The organism is Maritimibacter sp. HL-12 (genome assembly GCF_900177545.1).
Taxonomy (GTDB): Bacteria; Pseudomonadota; Alphaproteobacteria; order Rhodobacterales; family Rhodobacteraceae; genus Sinisalibacter.
This window is the reverse complement of sequence record NZ_FXBQ01000001.1, coordinates 1,604,721-1,624,113: the sequence shown is the minus strand read 5'-3', so window position 1 is coordinate 1,624,113 and position 19,393 is coordinate 1,604,721. Positions and strand designations below refer to the sequence as shown.

The window sequence follows — 19,393 nt, the reverse complement described above, 5'->3', positions numbered from 1 at the left end:
CGCGCCACCTCCCAGCATCGACCCGTCGAGCGCGAATGTTTGCATATATTACTACCACCCCGCGGCGAGACGGTCCTAACCTTTTCGTGAACGATACAACGAATGTCGCAAGCGACGATGGGAGGACGTCTTGGCCAGTGAATTCTTCAAAAAAACCCTCGACCCGGTGATCGCCCTCGTGGCCATCGCGGTCATGGATATCTTTCTGTTCGTGATCGTCGGCGCATGGACGGTCGGCGGCGGCGAAACCATGATGACCGGCCTGATCGCGCAGGGCTTCATGGGCGACGATCTCAAGCGGCTGCCGTTCTGGAACCTCGTGTTCGAGCCCGATCCGACCTACTGGAAGATCTACATCAGCCTCGGCATGCTGTTTGGCGCCTTCGTGAGCGCGGTGATCGCCAAGGAGTTCTACATCCGCTTCCCGCGCCGGATGTCGGAATGGGTGATGATCACCATCGGCGGGTTGCTGATGGGCATCGGCATCCGCCTCGCCTTCGTGTGCAACGTGTCGACCTTCTTCGGCATGGGCCCCGAGATGAACATGGGCGGCTACCTCGCGATCAGCGGCATCATCGCCGGCGCCTGGGTCGGCTCGATGATCTACAAGAAAATACTGGAGGGCTGACCCATGAGCGCTATCGGACTTTGCCTTGTCGCATTTATCTTCGGCTCCGTCGTCGGTGTTCTGGTGCAGCGCTCGCGCTTCTGCAACACCGCCGCGCTGCGTGACGCGATGCTGTTCAAAACCTATCGCAACACCAAGGCGCTGCTGGTCGCGATGATGATCCTGACGATCGGATTTACTACGTTTATCACCTTCGGCGAGGGCAACCCGATGTATTTCGACGTTGGCCTCAACACCTTTGCCGGGCTCTTCATCTTCGGCGTCGGCATGGTGCTCGCGGGTGCCTGCACGGTTTCCACCTGGGTCAAGACCGGCGAGGGCAACGTCGGCGCGCTCTGGGCGCTGATCTTCACCTTCGTGGGCATGTTCCTGTTCTCGCTGGTGTGGTCGGCGAACTACTGGCCGCCCGCGCCCGCCTCGATGACCGGCGAGCCCAACCTCGAAGCCCTGCAACTGGGCTACGCCAACGCGGCGACGCTTCAGGAGAAGTTCGGCATACCGGCCATCTTCTTCGGGCTGATCCAGGCCGGCGTGCTCTACCTCATCTACAAGGCCATTCTGCGCAAGGAGGCCGGCCAGGCCGAGAGCCACCGCATGGCGCAGGCCAAATCCGCAACAGCACAACCCGCCGAATGACGCGCGGACGTTTCGACAGGAGGACATGATGGGACTTTTCGGAAAGAAGAAGGAAGCGGCAAGCGCCGGCTCCGTGGGCGAAGCCACGCTGAGCAACGGCACGGTGATTTCGATCGCGCAAAGCGTCGATTGCCTCGGTGACAGCTGCCCTCGGCCGCAACTGATGACCAAGAAGGCCGTCGGGCAGGTCGGGTCCGGCAACGTGGTGGAAGTGGTGCTCGACAATCCCTCGTCGGTCGAGGCGCTGCCGCCGCTCTGCGACGAGATGGGCGCAAGGCACCTTGAGACGATCCAGGAGCCGCGCTGCTGGAAAGTCTACATCCAGAAGGACTGAAACCATGAGCGCATCCCGCATCCTGATGCACATTTATGCCTGGACCGGACTCGCGATCATCGTTGTCGGCATTGCCTACACGTTCGTGAGCCCGCCCCAGAGCCTGCGGACAGACCGTGACGGGGTTCCGCATTTCACCCCCGAGGTCGAGCATCCGATCACCGGCGAGGGCGTAAGCGTGAACGAACTGATCCGCCATTATCGCGGCGATTGAGGAGACGATCATGGATTTTGAAACCGGCGCACAGATCATCATCGGCGTGATCGCCTTTGGCGCGATGTATCTGAGTTTTCTCAAGGATACGCTCTGAGGAGGGACGACATGGACCGCAGCAGCTTCATCTTTTGCGCGGCAAGCGTGATCGTTTGCCTCGGACTGGCCTGGATCGCCTATCCGCTTGCCGCGCTCGACGAGGAAACCATCGCGCAAGCGAATACCGCGCAACCGGCAGAATTGATGCCGATGATCGACGTGGGCGGCGGCTTCGGCGAATTGCCCGCGACCGAATTGATGGACTACTACATCGAGAACCCGCCCGCGCCGCCGGAAGCCGGTGCGGCGGCCGCGCCCGAAATCAAGTTCGGGGGCTGCTGAGATGGGATCTGCGCGGCCATTTCTCGGGGGGATCACCGGCGTCGCCGGCCCTGCCGTGATGGCTGCGCTGGCCCTCGGCGTGCCGGGCGAGGCAGGTGCCAACCCGGTCGCGCGCATCGGCACCATGCCGCAATCCGATACCGTCGCGGTGCTCGACATCCGCGCGGAGGCCGATTGCCTCGCGGGCTCCCTGCCCGACGCGCGCTGCCTGCCCGCCCAATGGTTTCTCGATGATGGAACCGGCCGGGTGATCGGGTTTTCGCCACTGCGTTGGCTTCTCGGCACGGTCGGGCTCACCGGGCGCGAAACCCTGGTGATCTACGACGGGAGCGACAGCCCTTCGCAGGAAGCCTGGGCGGTGGCGGCGCTGATCCATCTTGCCGGTCAGGCAGAGGTGGCCGTGCTCGACGGCCCGGCCGAAACCGGCCGCAACGGCTGGCCCCGCGCCTTCAGCCGCGAGAACGTGTTTGTCGCACCAATTCGGTTGGCCGCGATGAGTTTGGACGAAAGTGGTTCGGGGCCGACGGTTGGTGCCCTTGCGGAGTTTGCGCAGGGCCGCACCGAACTGGTCAGCTACGGGCCGGACACATGACCAAAAGGAAATGACAGCCGATGGATGTGCTTCTTCATATCACCTCGCCCGACGCCGCCAGGATCGGCGCTTCGCTTGGCCGCGCGCTCTCCGAGCAGGGGGCGAGCTGGGGTTGCTTCCTGACCAATGACGGGGTGAAGGCGCTGGTAGATCCGGCCTTCGCCGTCGCGAGCAAGAATGCCGCCCGCGTTGCAGTCTGCGAACATTCCTGGGACCTGCACATGGCCGGGCTGGATTGCCCCGTCGAACGCGGCAGCCAGACCGTCAATTCCGCGCTCATGGCCGAGGCCGGGCGCGTGATTTCGCTTTGAGGAGACAGGCATGGACACGAAAAACATCCTCGTGCTCGGTCGGCGCAATCACACCGAAGCGATGCGCGTTGCCGCGGGGCTCACGATCTTCGGCCATGAGGTGCGTCTGGTTTTCATGACCGAGCCGGTGGCCGACACCGAGGAGAATGCCGAACAGGCGGAACTCCTGGAGCTGTCGGACATCGAACCCGAAACCACGGTTGCGGAAATGGCCGATGATCTGCCGTTTCTCGACACCGCCGCGCTGGCGAAGGCGATGACCGCCGCCGACCGCGTGGTGAACATCTGAGGGAGGCCAGGGCATGAAGATCGTCGAGTTGAAGACCGGGTTGTTTCCCGACGCCGAGCGCGTGGCCGAAGCGGTCGCGCAGAACGAGACGGCGCACGATATCGAGCGCCACGATGTTTCCGGCCTTGCGCCGGACGACGCGCAAACCTGGGCCAAGGTGGCCGAGGCGGTACTTTCGGCCGACATGGTCGTGACGCTTTGACGGAATGCGCACAATCAGACCAAAAAAGGGAGGACTGAGAATGAAAACGATAGTGAACAGGATCCGGGCCGTTATGGCCTCGGTGGCGATCATGGTGATCGCCGGTATCGCGGGGCCGGCACTGGCGGCCGATCCGTTGGTCGATGTCGACTGGGTCAAGGCAAACATCGGCAACGAAGGTGTGGTGTTTGTCGATGCGCGCGGCAAGACCGATTATCTGCGCGGGCATATTCCGGGTGCGGTGAACACCGACTACGGCAAGTCAGGCTGGCGCGTGGCGATCGACAAGGTGCCCGGCTATCTGCCGGAAGACACCAGCGCGCTCGCGGCACATATCGGCAGCCTCGGAATCGACAACAATTCCCACGTGGTGCTGGTCGCCAACGGGACGAGTTCTTCCGACATGGGCACGGCAACCCGGATGTACTGGACCTTCAAGGTGCTCGGGCATGACGAGGTCTCGATCCTGAACGGCGGCATGGCGGCCTATCTTTCCGAGGTCGACGGCGACAAGAACCCGGTCAACCCGCTCGACAAGGGCAACGTCGAGGCAGACGCCAAGTCGTTCACCGTTGCCCTGCGCGAAGACATGCTGATCGACGCCGATGACGTTCAGAGCCTGAGCGACAGCGGCAGCATGCTTGTCGATCACCGCCCGGCCGACCAGTATCTTGGCGTGAACAAGGCCGGACCGGCGAAGATGGCCGGCACGATCCCCGGCGCGGTCAACCTGCCCAACACCTGGATGACCGACAACGCGGGCGGCATGTTCCGCGATTCCGAGACCCTCGCCAAGCTCTACGACGCGGCGGGTGTGCCGACGTCCGGCGACCAGGTGAACTTCTGCAACACCGGGCACTGGGCCTCGGTGGGCTGGTTCGTGTCATCGGAACTTCTCGGCAACAAGCAGGCCGTGATGTATGATGGCTCGATGGTGGACTGGACCGCCAAGAACATGCCGATGGAATCCCGGATCTCCGTCAACTGATTCCGAGTGAGGTGATCCATGGCGCTTCTGCGCCGCACCATGCAAACAAGGCTGGCCGCAACGTCGATGGGCGTTGCGGCCATCTGCATTGCCTCGGTTGGCGTGGCTCTGGCCGAAACACCGGTGGCGCGCGCCGATCGAACACTGGCGGCTGAACTGCGCGTTTTGCAGGGTGATCTTGCGAGGCTGCGCGAAAACGGTTTGCCCGAGGCCCATCGCGAAGGGCTGGAGGCGCGGGTGACCGGATCGCTGGGGTTGGTGCCGTGGCTGCTGATCCAATCCGGGGACGAGGCGGGTGCCGACCGGCTCGCGGCCGACCGCAGGGACGATCCCGACGACCTCGCCGGGGCGCTCGATTCCCTGATCGGCCGACATCCGTTCGATCTGCTCGAACAAGGCACGGCGGACGTCAGCGCAAAAGCGTTGCTCGACGCCCGCGCGATCCATGAGACCTATTGCGCCGGCTGCCATGACGATACCGGCGAAGGCGATCCCGGCATGAAACTTCCCATCCGCGACCTGTTCGGGATGGCGCGCGAGGAACCGGCGGATATCTTCGCCGCCCGGCTCTATGTCGGGGTAAAGGGCGACGCGACCATCGGGTTTCAAAACCCGTTGACCGAGACGCAATTCCTCGCGCTCTGGCGCTATTATTCCACCGATTAAAGCTGCGGCAGGAAGCTGCCATCCATCTGCGAAACATGCGCCCGGATCCGCTCGGCGGCGGGGGTGAGCGGGGTGTCTTCGCGGTTGAGCAGATACCACGCGCGCTCGATCGGCAGGCCGGGCAGATCGAGCTTCACGATCCGGCCGGAATGCAACTCTTCAACGACCGTGTGCTGCGAAATCAGCGCAACTCCAAGCCCCGCAATGACCGCCTGCTTGATGGTTTCGTTGGAGCTCATCGTGATCATGTCGTAGGTGCGCCCGTCGCCGATGCGATCCAGAAACCGGGTCATCAGGATGCGCGTGCCCGAGCCCTCTTCGCGGGCGATGAAGGTCTCTTCCAGCAGCTCCTCCGGGTCGATCCGCGCCTTTCCGGAAAGGCGGTGGTCGGGGGGCGCGATCAGCACATGCGGATGCGGGCCGATCAGCACAGAGCTGTTGGCCGGAACGCGCGGCGGACGGCCCATGATGGCAAGCTGGATCTGCCGCGATTCGAGCGCCGCGATGGTCTGCTCGCGGTTGCCAACCACGAGGTCTATCCTGATTTCAGGGAATTCGCGCTTGAGGGTGGCGACGAGACCCGGGGCGAAATACTTGCCCGTCGAGACCACGCCAAGCTGAACAAAACCGGAGCGCCCGTCGCGCAGTTCGGCCACCGAACGCATGCAGGCATCAAGCTCGACCTCGATACGCCGAATCGTCTGCAACACCACTTCGCCTTCCGGCGTCAGCTCCATCTTGGCGGATGGCCCCCGGCGCAGCATCTCGGCGTGCATGTTCTCGGAAAGCTGTTTGAGCTGGGTGTGAACAGCCGGCGGCGTGAGGCGAATTGCCTCAGCCGCCTTGGTGATCGAGCCATGCGCGGCAACTGCACTAAGTGCCCGTAATTGCTTGAGAGTAATGGCGTCTGGTCGGCGCATCTTAGATTTTTCTTTTCATAACTTTCTACTTATTAAATTCTGTAAACGATTCAACCGTGGCACGACAAGGACAATCCGGTTTGGAGGCCGGACTTGGGAGGAATCATGAGCACCACGGATGTCTTTGACGATACGTCTCACATTCCGGCTGACCTTCGGCCGATAATGGAGGCGCTCGGCCTTGTCGGCCGCGATCTGTGCCGAACGATCAAGCGGGGGCCGCTGGGTGGCTCGCTTGGTGCCGGCGTGGGCGAAAACCTTGGCGGCGACCAGCAGAAGGCTCTCGACGTGATGGCCGACGATGCCTTCGCCGAAGAGCTGAAGAAAACCTCGGTGCGCTACTATGCGTCCGAGGAGCAGGATTTTGTCGTCGAGTTGAATCCGGAAGGCCGCTTCGGCCTCGCCATCGACCCGCTGGACGGGTCTTCCAACATCGACGTGAACGTGTCGATCGGCACGATCTTCTCGATCTTCGAGGCCAAGGACGGCGACCCGAACGGCACCTTCCTGCGCCCGGCCGACGAGCAGATTTGCGGCGGCTACATCATCTACGGGCCGCAGACCTATATCGTCGTAACCTTCGGAAACGGGGTTCAGAGCTATATCTTCGACCCCGACAGCATGATCTGGAAACTGGTCGAAACCGAGCACAAGGTGCCGGTGAAAGCCCGCGAATTTGCGATCAACGCCTCGAACTACCGGCACTGGAGCCCGGCGATCCGGGCCTACATCGACGACATGCTCGCAGGTGAAACCGGGCCGCGCGACGAGAACTTCAACATGCGCTGGGTGGCCTCGCTGGTGGCAGAGACGCACCGGATCATGAGCCGTGGCGGGATCTTTCTCTATCCCGGCGATGATCGGACAGGATACGAACGCGGCCGTTTGCGGATGGTCTATGAATGCGCCCCGATCGCCTTCCTGATCGAACAGGCCGGCGGGCGCGCCACCGATGGGCATGACCGGATCATGTCGCAGCAGGCGAGCGAATTGCACGCCCGCACGCCCTTCGTCTTCGGAAGTTCCGACAAGGTGGCGCGCGTTGCCGCCTACCAGGATCTGCCGACCGATGAAGTCAACGCCCTTTTCGGAACTCGCGGCCTGTTCCGCGTCTGAGGACATATCATGAGCAAAAAACACCCCATCATCTCGGTCACGGGCTCCTCGGGGGCCGGCACATCAACCGTCAAAGGCACCTTCGATCAGATCTTCCGCCGCGAGGGCGTGAAGGCGGTTTCGATCGAGGGCGATGCCTTTCACAGATATAATCGCCTGGAAATGAAGGCGGAGCTGGAACGGCGCACTGCCGAAGGTGACCATACCTTCAGCCACTTCTCCTACGAAGCCAACGCACTCGACGAGCTCGAAAGGGTGTTTCGCGAGTATGGCGAGACCGGCAAGGGCCGTACCCGGCACTACGTGCATGACGATATCGAGGCGGAGAAATTCGGCGTCGCGCCCGGCAACTTCACCGATTGGGCGCCCTTCGACGACGATTCGGACGTGTTGTTCTACGAGGGGCTGCACGGTGCGGTGGTCAACGACGAAGTGAACCTCCCGGCGCTGGCCGATCTCAAGATCGGTGTGGTACCGGTGATCAACCTCGAATGGATCCAGAAGATCCACCGCGACAAGACCCATCGCGGCTATTCGACCGAAGCTGTCACCGACGTGATCCTGCGCCGGATGCACGATTATGTTCACTGCATCACGCCGCAGTTCACCGAAACCGACATCAACTTCCAGCGCGTTCCGATTGTGGATACGTCGAACCCCTTCATCGCCCGCTGGATTCCCACCGCCGACGAAAGCCTCGTGGTGATCCGCTTCAAGAACCCGCGCGGAATCGACTTTGGCTATCTCACCCGGATGATCCAGGGCAGCTGGATGAGCCGGGCCAATTCCATCGTCATTCCCGGCGGCAAGATGGACCTCGCGATGCAGCTCATCTTCACCCCGATGATCGAGCGGCTGGTGTCGGTCTCGAAGCGCGCTTGAGGAGGGTGCCATGAACATTCAGACGAATATCGACACATCGACCGAAGACCTGATGGCCAATGCCATCCGGGCGCTGGCGATGGACGCGGTGCAGGCCGCCAACTCGGGCCACCCCGGCGCGCCGATGGGCCTCGCGGATGTTGCCACGGTGCTGTTCAACCGGTTCATGAAGATCGACCCCTCGGCCGACACCTGGGCCGATCGCGACCGCTTCGTGATGAGCGCGGGCCATGGCTCGATGCTGGTCTACGCGATCAACCACCTGCTCGGCTATGATGACATGGGGATGGAGCAGATCCGCAACTTCCGGCAGATGGGCTATCGCACCGCCGGACACCCGGAATATGGCCATGCCAAGGGCATCGAGGTGACCACCGGGCCGCTCGGACAGGGCATCACCACCGCCGTAGGCATGGCGCTGGCCGAACGCATGGCAAATGCGCGCTACGGCGACGACCTCGCGGATCACTACACTTACGTGATCTCGGGCGACGGCTGCCTGATGGAAGGAATCAGCCACGAAGCCATTGATTTTGCGGGACATCATGGGCTTGGCCGCCTCATCCTGATGTGGGACGACAACCAGATCACGATCGACGGTTCGACCGATGTTTCCACCTCGACGAGCCAGCAGGCCCGGTTCGAGGCGGCGGGCTGGCACGTGCAGTCGATCGACGGGCACGACAAGGAGGCGATTGCCGCCGCGATCGAAGCGGCTCGTGGCGTGACCGACAAGCCTTCGATGATCGCCTGCCGCACCGTGATCGGCTTTGGCGCACCCAACAAGCAGGGCAGCCACGACGTGCACGGTGCGCCGCTGGGTGCCGACGAAGTGGCCGCCGTGCGGGAGAACCTTGGCTGGTTGCATGCGCCCTTCGAGGTGCCAGGCGAGGTTTATGACGCGTTCCACGCGATTGCCGCCCGTGGCCGCGAGGCCCGGCTGGCGTGGGAAAAGCGCCTTGGCGGGCATCCGAAGCAGGATGCCTTCGAAGCCGCGCAGGCGAATCCTGACGCCCGCGCGCTCGACGCCGCGTTCAATGCCTACAAAGCCCGGCTCAGCGCGGATGCGCCCAAGGTCGCCACCCGCAAGGCCAGCGAGATGGCGCTGGAGATCGTCAACGGCACGCTGCCCAACACGGTGGGCGGATCGGCCGACTTGACCGGCTCCAACCTGACCTACACCAAGGGCATGAAAGACGTGGTGCGCGGTGATTACTCCGGCAACTACGTGCGTTACGGCGTGCGCGAGCACGGCATGGCGGCGATCATGAACGGGATCGCGCTGCACGGCGGGTTCATCCCCTATGGCGGCACTTTCCTCGTGTTCGCCGATTACATGCGCGGCGCGATGCGGCTTTCGGCGCTGATGGGTCTGCGGGTGGTCTACGTGCTGACCCATGACAGCATCGGGCTTGGCGAGGACGGGCCGACGCACCAGCCGGTGGAAACGCTCGCCAGCCTGCGCGCGATGCCGAACATGATGGTGTTCCGCCCTGCCGACGCGGTGGAAACCGCCGAAGCCTGGCAGGCGGCGCTGGAGATGGAAGGCACGCCCAGCGTGCTTTCGCTCTCGCGCCAGGGCCTGCCCACGGTGCGCACCAGCCATACCGACACCAACATGACCGCCAAGGGTGCCTATGTGCTCCGCGACGTGGCCGGCACCCGCGACGTGACCATCGTCGCCACCGGCTCGGAGGTGGAGATCGCCATAAACGCCGCCGAGAAACTGGCGGCGGACGGGGTCAAGGCGGTAGTGGTTTCGGCCCCCTGCTTCGAGGCCTTCGCCAAGCAACCGCGGGCCTACCGCGACGCCGTGCTCGGCACCGCGCCCCGCGTTGGCGTGGAAGCGGCGGTGCGGCAGGGATGGGATGCGCTGATCGGCAATGACGGTGCCTTTGTCGGCATGACCAGCTTCGGGGCGTCCGCCCCGGCCCCGGCGCTCTACGAACATTTCGGCATCACGGCAGAGGCTGTCGTGGCCGCCGCCAAATCACTTGTCTGACGTCCCAGGAGGTAACATGACTGTCAAGGTAGCTATCAACGGCTTCGGCCGTATCGGCCGCAATGTGCTGCGTGCCATCGTCGAATCCGGCCGCACCGATATCGAGGTGGTCGCGATCAACGATCTCGGGCCGGTGGAAACCAACGCCCACCTCATCCGCTACGACTCGGTGCACGGGCGTTTTCCCGGCACCGTCACGGTGGACGGCGACACCATCGACGTGGGCCGCGGCCCGATCAAGGTGACCGCGATCCGCGACCCCAAGGAACTGCCGTGGGGCGATGTCGATATCGCGCTGGAATGCACCGGCATCTTCACCGCGCGCGACAAGGCCGCATTCCACCTCGAAAACGGCTCGAAGCGGGTTCTGGTCTCGGCGCCGGCAAGCGGTGCCGACAAGACCATCGTGTTCGGCGTGAACCACGATACGCTCACCGCCGACGATCTGGTGGTGTCGAACGCCTCCTGCACCACCAACTGCCTCTCGCCGGTGGCCAAGGTGCTGCAAGACACGGTGGGGATTACCCGCGGTTTCATGACCACGATCCACTCCTACACCGGCGATCAGCCGACGCTCGACACCATGCACTCCGATCTCTACCGCGCCCGCGCGGCGGCGATGAGCATGATCCCGACGAGCACCGGCGCGGCCAAGGCCGTGGGCCTCGTGCTTCCCGAGCTCAACGGCAAGCTCGACGGCGTGGCGATCCGGGTGCCGACGCCGAACGTCTCGGTTGTCGACCTGACCTTCGAAGCCAGTCGGGCCACCAGTGTGGAAGAGATCAACAACGCGATCCGCGCCGCCGCCGATGGCCCGATGAAGGGCATTCTCGGCTACACCGACGAGGCCAACGTTTCGATCGACTTCAACCACGATCCGCATTCGTCGACCTTCCACATGGACCAGACCAAGGTGATGGACGGCAACTTCGTGCGCATCCTGAGCTGGTACGACAACGAATGGGGCTTCTCCAACCGCATGGCCGACACCGCTGTCGCCATGGGCAAGCTGATCTGAGGAACCTGACACATGGCACTTATCTCACTTCGCCAACTGCTCGATCACGCCGCCGAACATTCCTATGGCGTGCCGGCTTTCAACATCAACAACATGGAACAGGGCCTCGCGATCATGAACGCGGCCAAGAAGGTGGATAGCCCGGTTATCCTCCAGGCCTCGCGCGGTGCCCGGTCCTATGCCGGCGACATCATGCTCAAGCACATGATCCAGGCGCTCACCGAGATGTATCCCGACATTCCGATCGTGATGCACCAGGACCACGGCAACAACGAGCAAACCTGCATCTCCGCGATCAAGCACGGCTTCACCTCCGTGATGATGGACGGCTCGCTCAAGGCCGACATGAAAACGCCTGCCGACTGGGATTACAACGTCGATATCACCCGCCGCGTGGCCGAGATGGCGCATTGGGTGGGGGCCTCGGTCGAGGGTGAGCTGGGCGTGCTCGGCAACCTCGAAACCGGCATGGCCGCCGAGGAAGACGGCTCGGGTGCCGAAGGCAAACTCGATCACAGCCAGCTTCTCACCGACCCGGACGAGGCGGCGGATTTCGTCAAGCTCACCAAGGTCGACGCGCTGGCCATTGCCTGCGGCACTAGCCACGGCGCCTACAAGTTCAGCTCGAAACCCACCGGCGAAACGCTGGCGATCAGCCAGATCGAGGCGATCCACGCCAAGATCCCGCATGTGCACCTCGTGATGCACGGTTCGTCGAGCGTGCCGCAGTATCTGCAAGACCTGATCAACGCGTTCGGCGGCGACATGCCGCAAACTTACGGCGTGCCGGTTGAAGAGATCGAGCGCGGCATCAAGTCGGGTGTGCGCAAGGTCAACATCGACACCGATAACCGGATGGCCATCACCGGCCAGTTCCGCAAGGTGGCGATGGAGAAGAAAACCGAGTTCGACCCGCGCAAGTTCATGATCCCGGCGATGGAAGAGATGAAAAAGCTCTGCATCGACCGTTTCGAGCGCTTCGGCACCGCCGGCAATGCCTCGAAGATCAAGGCCATCGACCTTGACGACATGGCCAGGCGCTACGCCGACGGTTCGCTCTGAACGCGTATCGCACAGTGGCCGCGCGCGAGGCTGCATGATAGATGGATCGGGCGGGGCACGCTCCCGCCCGACAGTGAAAAACAGGGAGACACGATATGTCGTTTGACCGTTCCATCAAGATCGCACCGTCGATCCTTTCCGCCGATTTTGCCAACTTCGGAGAGGAGATCCGGGCCATCGAGGCGCAGGGCGCCGACTGGGTGCATGTCGACGTGATGGACGGGCATTTCGTGCCCAACCTCACCTTCGGCCCGCCCGCGGTGAAGGCGTTCCGACCGCACGTGACCACCTTCATGGACGTGCACCTGATGATCGCGCCGGTCGACCCCTATATCGAGGCCTATGCCGAGGCGGGCGCCGACATGATCACCGCCCACTGGGAGGCCGGGCCGCACCCGCACCGCACGCTGCAGGCGATCAAGGCAACCGGCAAGATGGCGGGTATCTCGCTCAATCCGGGCACCCCGGCCGCGGTGATCTCCGAACTTCTCGACCTCGTCGACATGGTGCTGGTGATGAGCGTGAACCCCGGGTTCGGCGGGCAGAAGTTCATTCCGACCAGCGTCGAGAAAGTGCGCCAGGTGCGCGAGATGATCGGCGACCGCGAAATCATGATCCAGGTTGATGGCGGGGTCGACCCCAACACGGTTGGTCCGCTGGTCGCGGCCGGGGCGGACTGCTTCGTGGCCGGATCGGCGGTATTCAAGGGCGGCTCGGTAGACAACCCGGCCCCTTACGGCGAGAATATCCGGGCCATCCGCGCTGCGGCGCAGGGGGCTTTGAAAGACGTAGCCTGAGGGACCAGATGAATATTACCAGACGCACGATACTTTCGAGCGCCGCGGCAGGCCTTGCGTCCGCGATGCTTGCGCCCCGCATGGCCTGGGCCGCGACCGAGATCACGCTTGGAGACATGCGGATCACGACGTTGAGCGACGGCTATCTGACGCAACCGGCCGATTTCATGTTTGCGCCGATGCCCCAGGATGAGCTTGCCGCCTTCCTCGCGGAACGCGGCATGGAACGTGAAGCCCCGCTTCTGCCGGAGTGCAATCTCACGCTGGTGCGGCATGAAGACCGGGTGATCCTGTTCGATGCCGGATCGGGGCCGGGGTTCATGGACAGCGTGGGCGATCTGACCAACGCCCTTGCCGCGGTGGGCGTGGACCCGGGAGACGTGACCCACGTTGTTTTCACCCATGGCCACGCCGACCACCTCTGGGGCGTGCTCGACGATTTCGACGACCTGGTGTTTGCCAATGCGCGCCACATGATGGGCCGCGAGGAACATGCGTTCTGGGCCGATCCAGCGACCGTCGACACGATCGGGGAAGATCGGGTGCCGATGGCGGTTGGCGCGCTTCGCAGGCTTGACGCTCTGGGCGACGCGATGGAGGTCTTCGCAGATGGCGAAGAAATCCTGCCCGGGATCGCCGCGCGGGCGAGCTTTGGCCACACGCCCGGACACATGAGCTTCGAGCTGCGCGCGGGCAACGCTGGTGTGATGGTGGTGGGTGATGCGATCCTGAACGATCACGTCGCCTTTGCCCATCCAGACTGGCACTTCGGTGCCGACGGCGACCGCGCGCTTGCAGCGCAGTCGCGCGCCGGCCTGCTCGACCAGTTGGCGCACGAACAGATGACCATGATCGGGTTTCACCTGCCCAACGGCGGGATCGGGCGGGTGGAACGGCAGGGCGAAGGATTTGTCTTCGTGCCAGCCTGAAGCCCGGCATGATCGACGAGCACAAGGAGACACAGCATGGCAGCCATTCCCCCGGTTTGCGATTTCGGCGCGTCGATCAAGGATTTCAGCCTTCCGGGCACGGATGGCAAGGTCTGGACCCTCGACGACGTGAAGGGCCCGAACGGCACGCTGGTCATGTTCATCTGCAACCACTGCCCTTACGTGTTGGCGGTGATCGACCGGATCGTGCGCGATGCGAAGGAATTGCAGGGGCTTGGCATCGGCGTGGTGGCGATCAGTGCCAACGACATAGCGGCCTATCCGCAGGACGCGCCCGAACACATGGTAACCCTGGCCGAAGGCCACGGCTTCACCTTCCCCTATCTCTACGACGAGAGCCAAGGCGTGGCGCGGGCCTATGACGCAGTCTGCACGCCCGATTTCTTCGGCTACAATGCCGCCGGAGAGTTGCAATACAGGGGGCGCCTCGATGCCTCCCGCAAGGAGGCGGGGCCGGCGGACCTTCGGCGCGACCTCTTCGAGGCAATGAAACAGGTGGCCGAAACCGGTGAGGGGCCTGCGGAGCAGGTTGCCTCAATGGGCTGCTCGATCAAGTGGAAGGACGCCGCATGAACATCGTTTTCGACCTCGACGGAACCCTCGTTGACAGCGCCCCCGATATCATGGTGGCGGCGAACAGGATGCTGGCGGGCGAAGGGCTCGAACCGCTTGACCTCGCCACCATCACCTCCTTCATCGGCAACGGGCTTCCCAAGCTGGTCGAACGGGTGTTGCGGGCGCGCGGGATCGCGCAGAGCCAGTTTCCCCGGCTCTATGACGAGGTGCGCGATTTCTACAATGCCGCCCCGGCTGACGAATCGCGACCCTTTCCGGGCGTGCCGGAGCTTCTGGCTGAGCTGAGCGCCAAGGGCCACAGGATCGGCGTGTGCACCAACAAGCCCGAGGAACCGGCGCGGCTGATGTTGAGCCTGCTGCGGCTCGAAAACTACATCGACGTTGTCGTCGGCGGCGATGCCCTTCCCGAGAAGAAGCCGCACCCTGCCCCGCTACACCTCACGTTCGCGCGGATGGGCGAGGGCGAAAAGATCTATGTCGGCGACAGCGAGATTGACGCCGAGGTGGCGTTGGCCGCCGGGGTGCGCTTTGCCCTGCACACGCAAGGGTACCGCAAGAAGGCGGTAGAAGGGTTGCCGCACGAATTTCGCTTTGACCGGTTCGAGGAACTGGGCCCGATCATCGACCGCATTGCCAGCGAGACGGCCGCGGCGTGACGCTGAAGGCGCTGATCTTCGACGTCGATGGCACGCTGGCCGAGACGGAAGAGGCCCATCGCGAGGCCTTCAACCGGGTTTTCGTCGAATGGGGACTCGACTGGCACTGGAGCCAGCCGCTCTATCGCGACCTTCTGCAAACGACCGGCGGCAAGGAGCGCATACGGGCCTGGCAAGACAGGTTGCCGAACGATGCGCCGCGCCTGAGCGATGCCGATATCGCCCGGATTCACCTCGAGAAAACCGCGATCTATACCGGGATATTGGCCACCGGCGAGCTCGAACTGCGCACCGGGGTGGCGGAGCTGATCGAAGCGGCCCGGGCCGAGGGTCTGCGCCTTGCGGTCGCGACGACAACCAACATGCCCAACGTGGCGGCGCTGACCCGCTGTTGCTGGAACGCGGCACCTTTCGAGGTGTTCGACGTGATCGCGGCCGGCGACGAGGTGGACGCGAAAAAGCCCGCACCCGACGTGTTCGAATTGGCGCTGGAACGGCTCGGGCTACCGCCCGGGGCCTGCATCGCGTTTGAAGACAGTCTCAATGGCCTGATCTCGGCCCGGGGTGCCGGGCTGAGGGTGGTGGTGACACCTTCGATCTACACCGACGATCAGGACTTTTCACAGGCGCAACTGGTCACCGGCAACCTCGCGCAGCTTGGCCTTGGCGATCTCGCGGCGTTACTCGCGGACGAGGTTGCGCAGTAGCGCGAGGATTTCCCCGTTCAGGTGGCCATCGGGGACGAGACCTTGGCTTGACTGAAAAGCGCGCAGGGCACGGGCTGTGTTGGGGCCAACAAGGCCATCGACGCCGAAGGTATCGAACCCGGCGCTTGTCAGCAGAAACTGGATCTCGCTCACATCGCCCTGACCGATCGCCCGCTCATCGGTCGGCCAATCTGCTTGCAACGGTCGACCGCCCTTTATGCGATCGCTCAACAAGCCGATCCCGAGCGCATAGGCCTCTGACTTGTTGTAGCGGGTGATGACGTGGAAGTTGCGCAAGATGAGAAAGGCGGGGCCGCGTGCTCCGGCGGGCAGGAGAACTGACCCGGGGCCATAATCGGGAACCGGGCCGCCATCGGCGCTCAGAAGGCCCAAACCCGCCCAGTCCGAGGAGGTTCGGGTTTGGTCCGTTCCGGTGAGCGCATGGTCAAAACCCTCGGGGAGCCGGACATGAAACCCCCAGGGCTGGCCGGTCTTCCAGCCGTGTTTGTGCAGGTAGTTGGCAATGGAAGCGAGCGCGTCGGTCGGGTCGTCACGGCAAATCGCGGGTATCCCATCGCAATCGTAGTCAACCGCGAAATCCAGCACCGATGACGGCATGAACTGGCCGTGGCCCATGGCCCCGGCCCATGAACCAACCATCAAGGCCGGCGCACAACCCTGGCTTTGCACAAGCCTCAAAGCAGCGACCAGTTCGTCCTCGAAGAATGCCGCACGCCGCCCCCGCCATGCGAGGGAGGCGAGCGCGGATATGATCGGCTCGCGGCCACGGTTCGCGCCATAGCCGGTTTCAAGTCCCCAGATCGCGACAACGATATCCGGCTCGATACCGAAATCCTGCTCGATCCGGTTGAGCAAGGCGCGATGGCGGCGCATGCGCTGCCGACCATTGCGCACGCGGTCTTGCGTGGTGACGATATCGAGATACTCCCAGATCGGGAGGGAAAACTCCTTCTGGTTCTGCTGACGCTCGATGATGTCGGGCAGGAACGCCGCGTTCGCCATTGCCTGGGCAAAGACGCGCGGGCGGATATTGCGCGTCAGCACACGCGGGCGCAAAGTGTCGTGCACCCATTGCTGGAACGCTTCCTGGTCCAGCACATCCGGCAACGACATCATCCCCATCCCTCCGCTTCCGGCGATGCCCCGCGCACGAGGCAGAACCAACATCACTTTCGGCGGTGCCGCACCTTTTTCTCGGTTTTCGCGGCCTTGTAGCGCGCCTTTGACCCTTGGCGCGAGACCGGTTTTTTGCCGGAACGACCTCGCGTCATGGTTGATACGGGCGCGCCGTCCACTTCGATCAGTTCCAGCATCAATCCACCCGTCACCGGCACGGCTTCCGAAAGCCGCACGAGCACGGGCAGGCCGACAGAAAGCTCCCGTTTGCTGCGGTCGCCGGTCAGCGTCTGGGCATTTCCGTCGTAGTGAAAATACTCGTTGCCGATGGTCGACACCGGCACCAGGCCATCGGCGCCGGTCTCGTCCAGTTTGACGAAGGCACCGAACCGCTGAATGCCCGAGATCCGGCCGGAGAACTCGTTGCCGACGCGCTCGGAGAGGTAGGCCGCAAGGTAGCGGTCATTGGTGTCGCGCTCGGCAACCATCGACCGGCGCTCGGTGTCGGAGATGTGTTCGGCGGTCGCTTCGAGCTGGTCGATATCGTCGCGGCTGAGCCCGTCATCGCCCCAGCCGTGCCCGGTGATCAGGGCGCGGTGCACGATCAGGTCGGAGTAGCGACGGATCGGTGAGGTGAAATGCGCGTAATGCTTCAGGGCAAGGCCGAAATGCGCGAAGTTCTTCGGGCTGTAGTAGGCCTGCGTCATCGACCGCAGGGTGCTGATGTTGATCAGCTCGTCAAACTCGCTGCCCTCGGCCTGCGCGAGAAGCTGGTTGAGGTGCCGGGTCTGGAGCACCTGCCCCTTGGCGAGCGTGAATCCCGAGGCCTGCGCCACTTCACGCAGCGACTCGAGTTTTTCGGGGCTCGGTTCCTCGTGGACGCGGTAGAGAAGCGGGCGGCCAAGGCGGCCCAGTTCCTCCGCCGCCGCGACATTGGCAAGCACCATGAACTCCTCGATCAGCCTGTGGGCATCGAACCGCTCGGCAAAGCGCACGCTTTCCACCTTGCCCTCGTCCGACAGAACGATCTTTCGCTCGGGCAAGTCGAGGTCGAGAGGCTGGCGTTTTGCGCGGGCCTGCCTGAGCGCGGCATAGGCCTCGAACAGCGGGGTGATCACCTCGTCGATCAGCGGCGCGCATTTCTCGTTGGCGGCGCCGTCTTGCGCCGCCTGCACCTCGCGGTAATTCAGCGAGGCGCGCGACTTCATCAGGCCGCGAATGAAGCTGTGCGACCGTTTCTCACCATGGGCATCGACAACCATGCGCGCGGCGATCACGGCGCGCGGCACGCCTTCGTGCAGCGAGCAGAGATCGCCCGAAAGCCGGTCGGGCAGCATCGGCACGACCCGGTCGGGGAAGTAAGTGGAATTGCCCCGCTTGCGCGCCTCGCGGTCGAGCGCGGTGCCGGGGCGGACGTGATGGGCGACATCGGCGATCGCCACCCAGATCACGTGGCCGCCCGGGTTTTTCGCGTTGTCGTCGGCATGGGCCCAGACCGCATCGTCATGGTCACGGGCGTCGGCCGGGTCGATGGTGACGAGCGGCAGGTGGCGCAGGTCTTCACGGCCTTTGAGCCCGGCGGGCTTCTGCCGGTCAGCCTCGGCGATCACCTCGTCGGGGAAATCGTCGGGAATACCGTGCTGGTGAATGGCGATGAGGCTGACGGCCTTCGGCGCGCTCGGGTCGCCCAGACGGGCGACGATCTTCGCTTTCGGCAGGCCCATGCGGGCGCGCGGCCCTGTTTGCTGCGCCTCGACAAGTTCGCCATCCTTTGCGCCTTCATCCGCCCCGGCGGGCACCATCCACTCCTTGTCGGCCCCCTTGTCGATCGGCACGACGCGGCCGCCTTCCGCCCCCTTGCGGTAGACACCAAGAATGCGGTGCACCGCCTGTCCGATCCGGCGGATCAACCGGCCTTCATAGGCGTGGTCTTCGCCCTTTACCTCGGTCATCCGGCCCAGGATGCGATCACCCGGCTTCAGGGCCGGATCGGAGCTCTTGGTCACCAGCAGCACGCCGGGCGGAGCGCCTTCTCCCTGCCATTCCAGCGGCCGGGCATAGAGGTCGCCATCGGGCGAGACCTCCGACACTTCGAGCACGGCGACGGGCGGGAGCTTTTCGGGGTCGCGGTAGGTTTTCTTGCGCTTGGCAAGATGGCCCGCGTCTTCCAGCTCGCGCAGGAGGCGCTTCAACTCGATCCGGTCAGACCCCTTGATCCCGAATGCGCGTGAGATATCGCGCTTCGAGGTCAGGGCAGGATTGTCGGAAATCCAGGCGAGGATCTCATCTTTTGAAGGTATCCGTGTCATGCATCCGGCCTAACATGCCG

The 19,393-nt window shown here is 63.7% G+C and carries 24 protein-coding genes; 21 read left to right on the top strand and 3 right to left on the bottom strand.

Going from position 1 to position 19,393, the window contains the following annotated elements:
* The first annotated feature begins 130 nt into the window (after positions 1-130).
* The 11 genes from B9Y97_RS08070 (at position 131) to B9Y97_RS08020 (ending at position 5,241) form a co-directional block, all read left to right on the top strand.
* A complete protein-coding gene (locus B9Y97_RS08070; protein ID WP_085526261.1) occupies positions 131-628 on the top strand; it encodes a YeeE/YedE thiosulfate transporter family protein in 498 nt (165 codons plus the stop codon).
* Between the two features lie 3 nt (positions 629-631).
* On the top strand, positions 632-1,264 hold the full coding sequence (locus tag B9Y97_RS08065) for a YeeE/YedE thiosulfate transporter family protein (protein WP_085526260.1): 633 nt from the start codon (positions 632-634) through the stop codon (positions 1,262-1,264).
* A gap of 28 nt (positions 1,265-1,292) precedes the next feature.
* On the top strand, positions 1,293-1,598 hold the full coding sequence (locus B9Y97_RS08060) for a sulfurtransferase TusA family protein (protein WP_176224326.1): 306 nt from the start codon (positions 1,293-1,295) through the stop codon (positions 1,596-1,598).
* 4 nt (positions 1,599-1,602) lie between these two features.
* The gene (locus tag B9Y97_RS08055) at positions 1,603-1,812 is read left to right on the top strand and encodes a hypothetical protein (RefSeq protein WP_085526258.1); all 210 of its coding nucleotides are present in this window, start codon (positions 1,603-1,605) and stop codon (positions 1,810-1,812) included.
* A 108-nt stretch (positions 1,813-1,920) separates the two neighbouring features.
* Positions 1,921-2,193 (top strand): hypothetical protein, encoded by a 273-nt coding sequence (locus tag B9Y97_RS08050; RefSeq protein ID WP_085526257.1) that lies wholly within the window; start codon positions 1,921-1,923, stop codon positions 2,191-2,193.
* A gap of 58 nt (positions 2,194-2,251) precedes the next feature.
* Positions 2,252-2,785: a rhodanese-like domain-containing protein gene (locus B9Y97_RS08045; protein ID WP_139828256.1), complete on the top strand. Its 534-nt coding sequence runs from the start codon at positions 2,252-2,254 to the stop codon at positions 2,783-2,785.
* Positions 2,786-2,805: 20 nt separating this feature from the next.
* Complete coding sequence (locus tag B9Y97_RS08040; protein WP_085526255.1) at positions 2,806-3,096, top strand: hypothetical protein; 291 nt, start codon at positions 2,806-2,808, stop codon at positions 3,094-3,096.
* Between the two features lie 10 nt (positions 3,097-3,106).
* A complete protein-coding gene (locus B9Y97_RS08035; protein WP_085526254.1) occupies positions 3,107-3,385 on the top strand; it encodes a hypothetical protein in 279 nt (92 codons plus the stop codon).
* A gap of 13 nt (positions 3,386-3,398) precedes the next feature.
* On the top strand, positions 3,399-3,587 hold the full coding sequence (locus tag B9Y97_RS08030) for a hypothetical protein (protein ID WP_085526253.1): 189 nt from the start codon (positions 3,399-3,401) through the stop codon (positions 3,585-3,587).
* Positions 3,588-3,627: 40 nt separating this feature from the next.
* Positions 3,628-4,575 (top strand): sulfurtransferase, encoded by a 948-nt coding sequence (locus tag B9Y97_RS08025; RefSeq protein WP_176224325.1) that lies wholly within the window; start codon positions 3,628-3,630, stop codon positions 4,573-4,575.
* Between the two features lie 18 nt (positions 4,576-4,593).
* Positions 4,594-5,241, top strand: coding sequence for a c-type cytochrome (locus B9Y97_RS08020; protein ID WP_085526251.1), 648 nt, complete (start codon positions 4,594-4,596; stop codon positions 5,239-5,241).
* On the opposite strand, the gene cbbR is transcribed toward B9Y97_RS08020, so the two are convergent.
* Complete coding sequence (gene cbbR, locus B9Y97_RS08015; protein WP_085526250.1) at positions 5,238-6,161, bottom strand: LysR family regulator CbbR; 924 nt, start codon at positions 6,159-6,161, stop codon at positions 5,238-5,240. The two genes, B9Y97_RS08020 and cbbR, sit on opposite strands and share 4 nt — an antisense overlap.
* 105 nt (positions 6,162-6,266) lie before the next feature.
* Between cbbR and B9Y97_RS08010 the strand changes: the two genes are divergently transcribed.
* The 10 genes from B9Y97_RS08010 (at position 6,267) to B9Y97_RS07965 (ending at position 15,927) form a co-directional block, all read left to right on the top strand.
* Positions 6,267-7,277, top strand: coding sequence for a class 1 fructose-bisphosphatase (locus B9Y97_RS08010; protein WP_085526249.1), 1,011 nt, complete (start codon positions 6,267-6,269; stop codon positions 7,275-7,277).
* A gap of 9 nt (positions 7,278-7,286) precedes the next feature.
* Entirely contained in the window at positions 7,287-8,159 is an 873-nt protein-coding gene (locus B9Y97_RS08005; RefSeq protein ID WP_085526248.1) for a phosphoribulokinase, read from the top strand.
* A 10-nt stretch (positions 8,160-8,169) separates the two neighbouring features.
* A complete protein-coding gene (gene tkt, locus B9Y97_RS08000) occupies positions 8,170-10,161 on the top strand; it encodes a transketolase (protein ID WP_085526247.1) in 1,992 nt (663 codons plus the stop codon).
* Positions 10,162-10,177: 16 nt separating this feature from the next.
* Positions 10,178-11,179 (top strand): type I glyceraldehyde-3-phosphate dehydrogenase, encoded by a 1,002-nt coding sequence (gene gap, locus B9Y97_RS07995; protein ID WP_085526246.1) that lies wholly within the window; start codon positions 10,178-10,180, stop codon positions 11,177-11,179.
* 12 nt (positions 11,180-11,191) lie between these two features.
* A complete protein-coding gene (fba, locus tag B9Y97_RS07990) occupies positions 11,192-12,241 on the top strand; it encodes a class II fructose-bisphosphate aldolase (protein WP_085526245.1) in 1,050 nt (349 codons plus the stop codon).
* A gap of 95 nt (positions 12,242-12,336) precedes the next feature.
* Complete coding sequence (rpe, locus tag B9Y97_RS07985; RefSeq protein WP_085526244.1) at positions 12,337-13,038, top strand: ribulose-phosphate 3-epimerase; 702 nt, start codon at positions 12,337-12,339, stop codon at positions 13,036-13,038.
* Positions 13,039-13,046: 8 nt separating this feature from the next.
* A complete protein-coding gene (locus tag B9Y97_RS07980) occupies positions 13,047-13,967 on the top strand; it encodes an MBL fold metallo-hydrolase (RefSeq protein WP_085526243.1) in 921 nt (306 codons plus the stop codon).
* A gap of 36 nt (positions 13,968-14,003) precedes the next feature.
* A complete protein-coding gene (locus B9Y97_RS07975) occupies positions 14,004-14,561 on the top strand; it encodes a thioredoxin family protein (protein ID WP_085526242.1) in 558 nt (185 codons plus the stop codon).
* Entirely contained in the window at positions 14,558-15,220 is a 663-nt protein-coding gene (gph, locus tag B9Y97_RS07970; protein ID WP_085526241.1) for a phosphoglycolate phosphatase, read from the top strand. Before B9Y97_RS07975 ends, gph begins: the two co-directional genes overlap by 4 nt.
* Positions 15,217-15,927 carry an HAD family hydrolase gene (locus B9Y97_RS07965; protein ID WP_085526240.1) on the top strand — a complete coding sequence of 237 codons (711 nt, stop codon included), beginning with the start codon at positions 15,217-15,219 and terminating at the stop codon, positions 15,925-15,927. Before gph ends, B9Y97_RS07965 begins: the two co-directional genes overlap by 4 nt.
* On the opposite strand, the gene B9Y97_RS07960 is transcribed toward B9Y97_RS07965, so the two are convergent.
* Both B9Y97_RS07960 and rnr read right to left on the bottom strand, forming a co-directional pair.
* On the bottom strand, positions 15,901-17,061 hold the full coding sequence (locus B9Y97_RS07960) for a lytic murein transglycosylase (protein ID WP_085528169.1): 1,161 nt from the start codon (positions 17,059-17,061) through the stop codon (positions 15,901-15,903). The two genes, B9Y97_RS07965 and B9Y97_RS07960, sit on opposite strands and share 27 nt — an antisense overlap.
* 53 nt (positions 17,062-17,114) lie before the next feature.
* Entirely contained in the window at positions 17,115-19,373 is a 2,259-nt protein-coding gene (rnr, locus tag B9Y97_RS07955; protein ID WP_085526239.1) for a ribonuclease R, read from the bottom strand.
* Positions 19,374-19,393 lie beyond the last annotated feature (20 nt).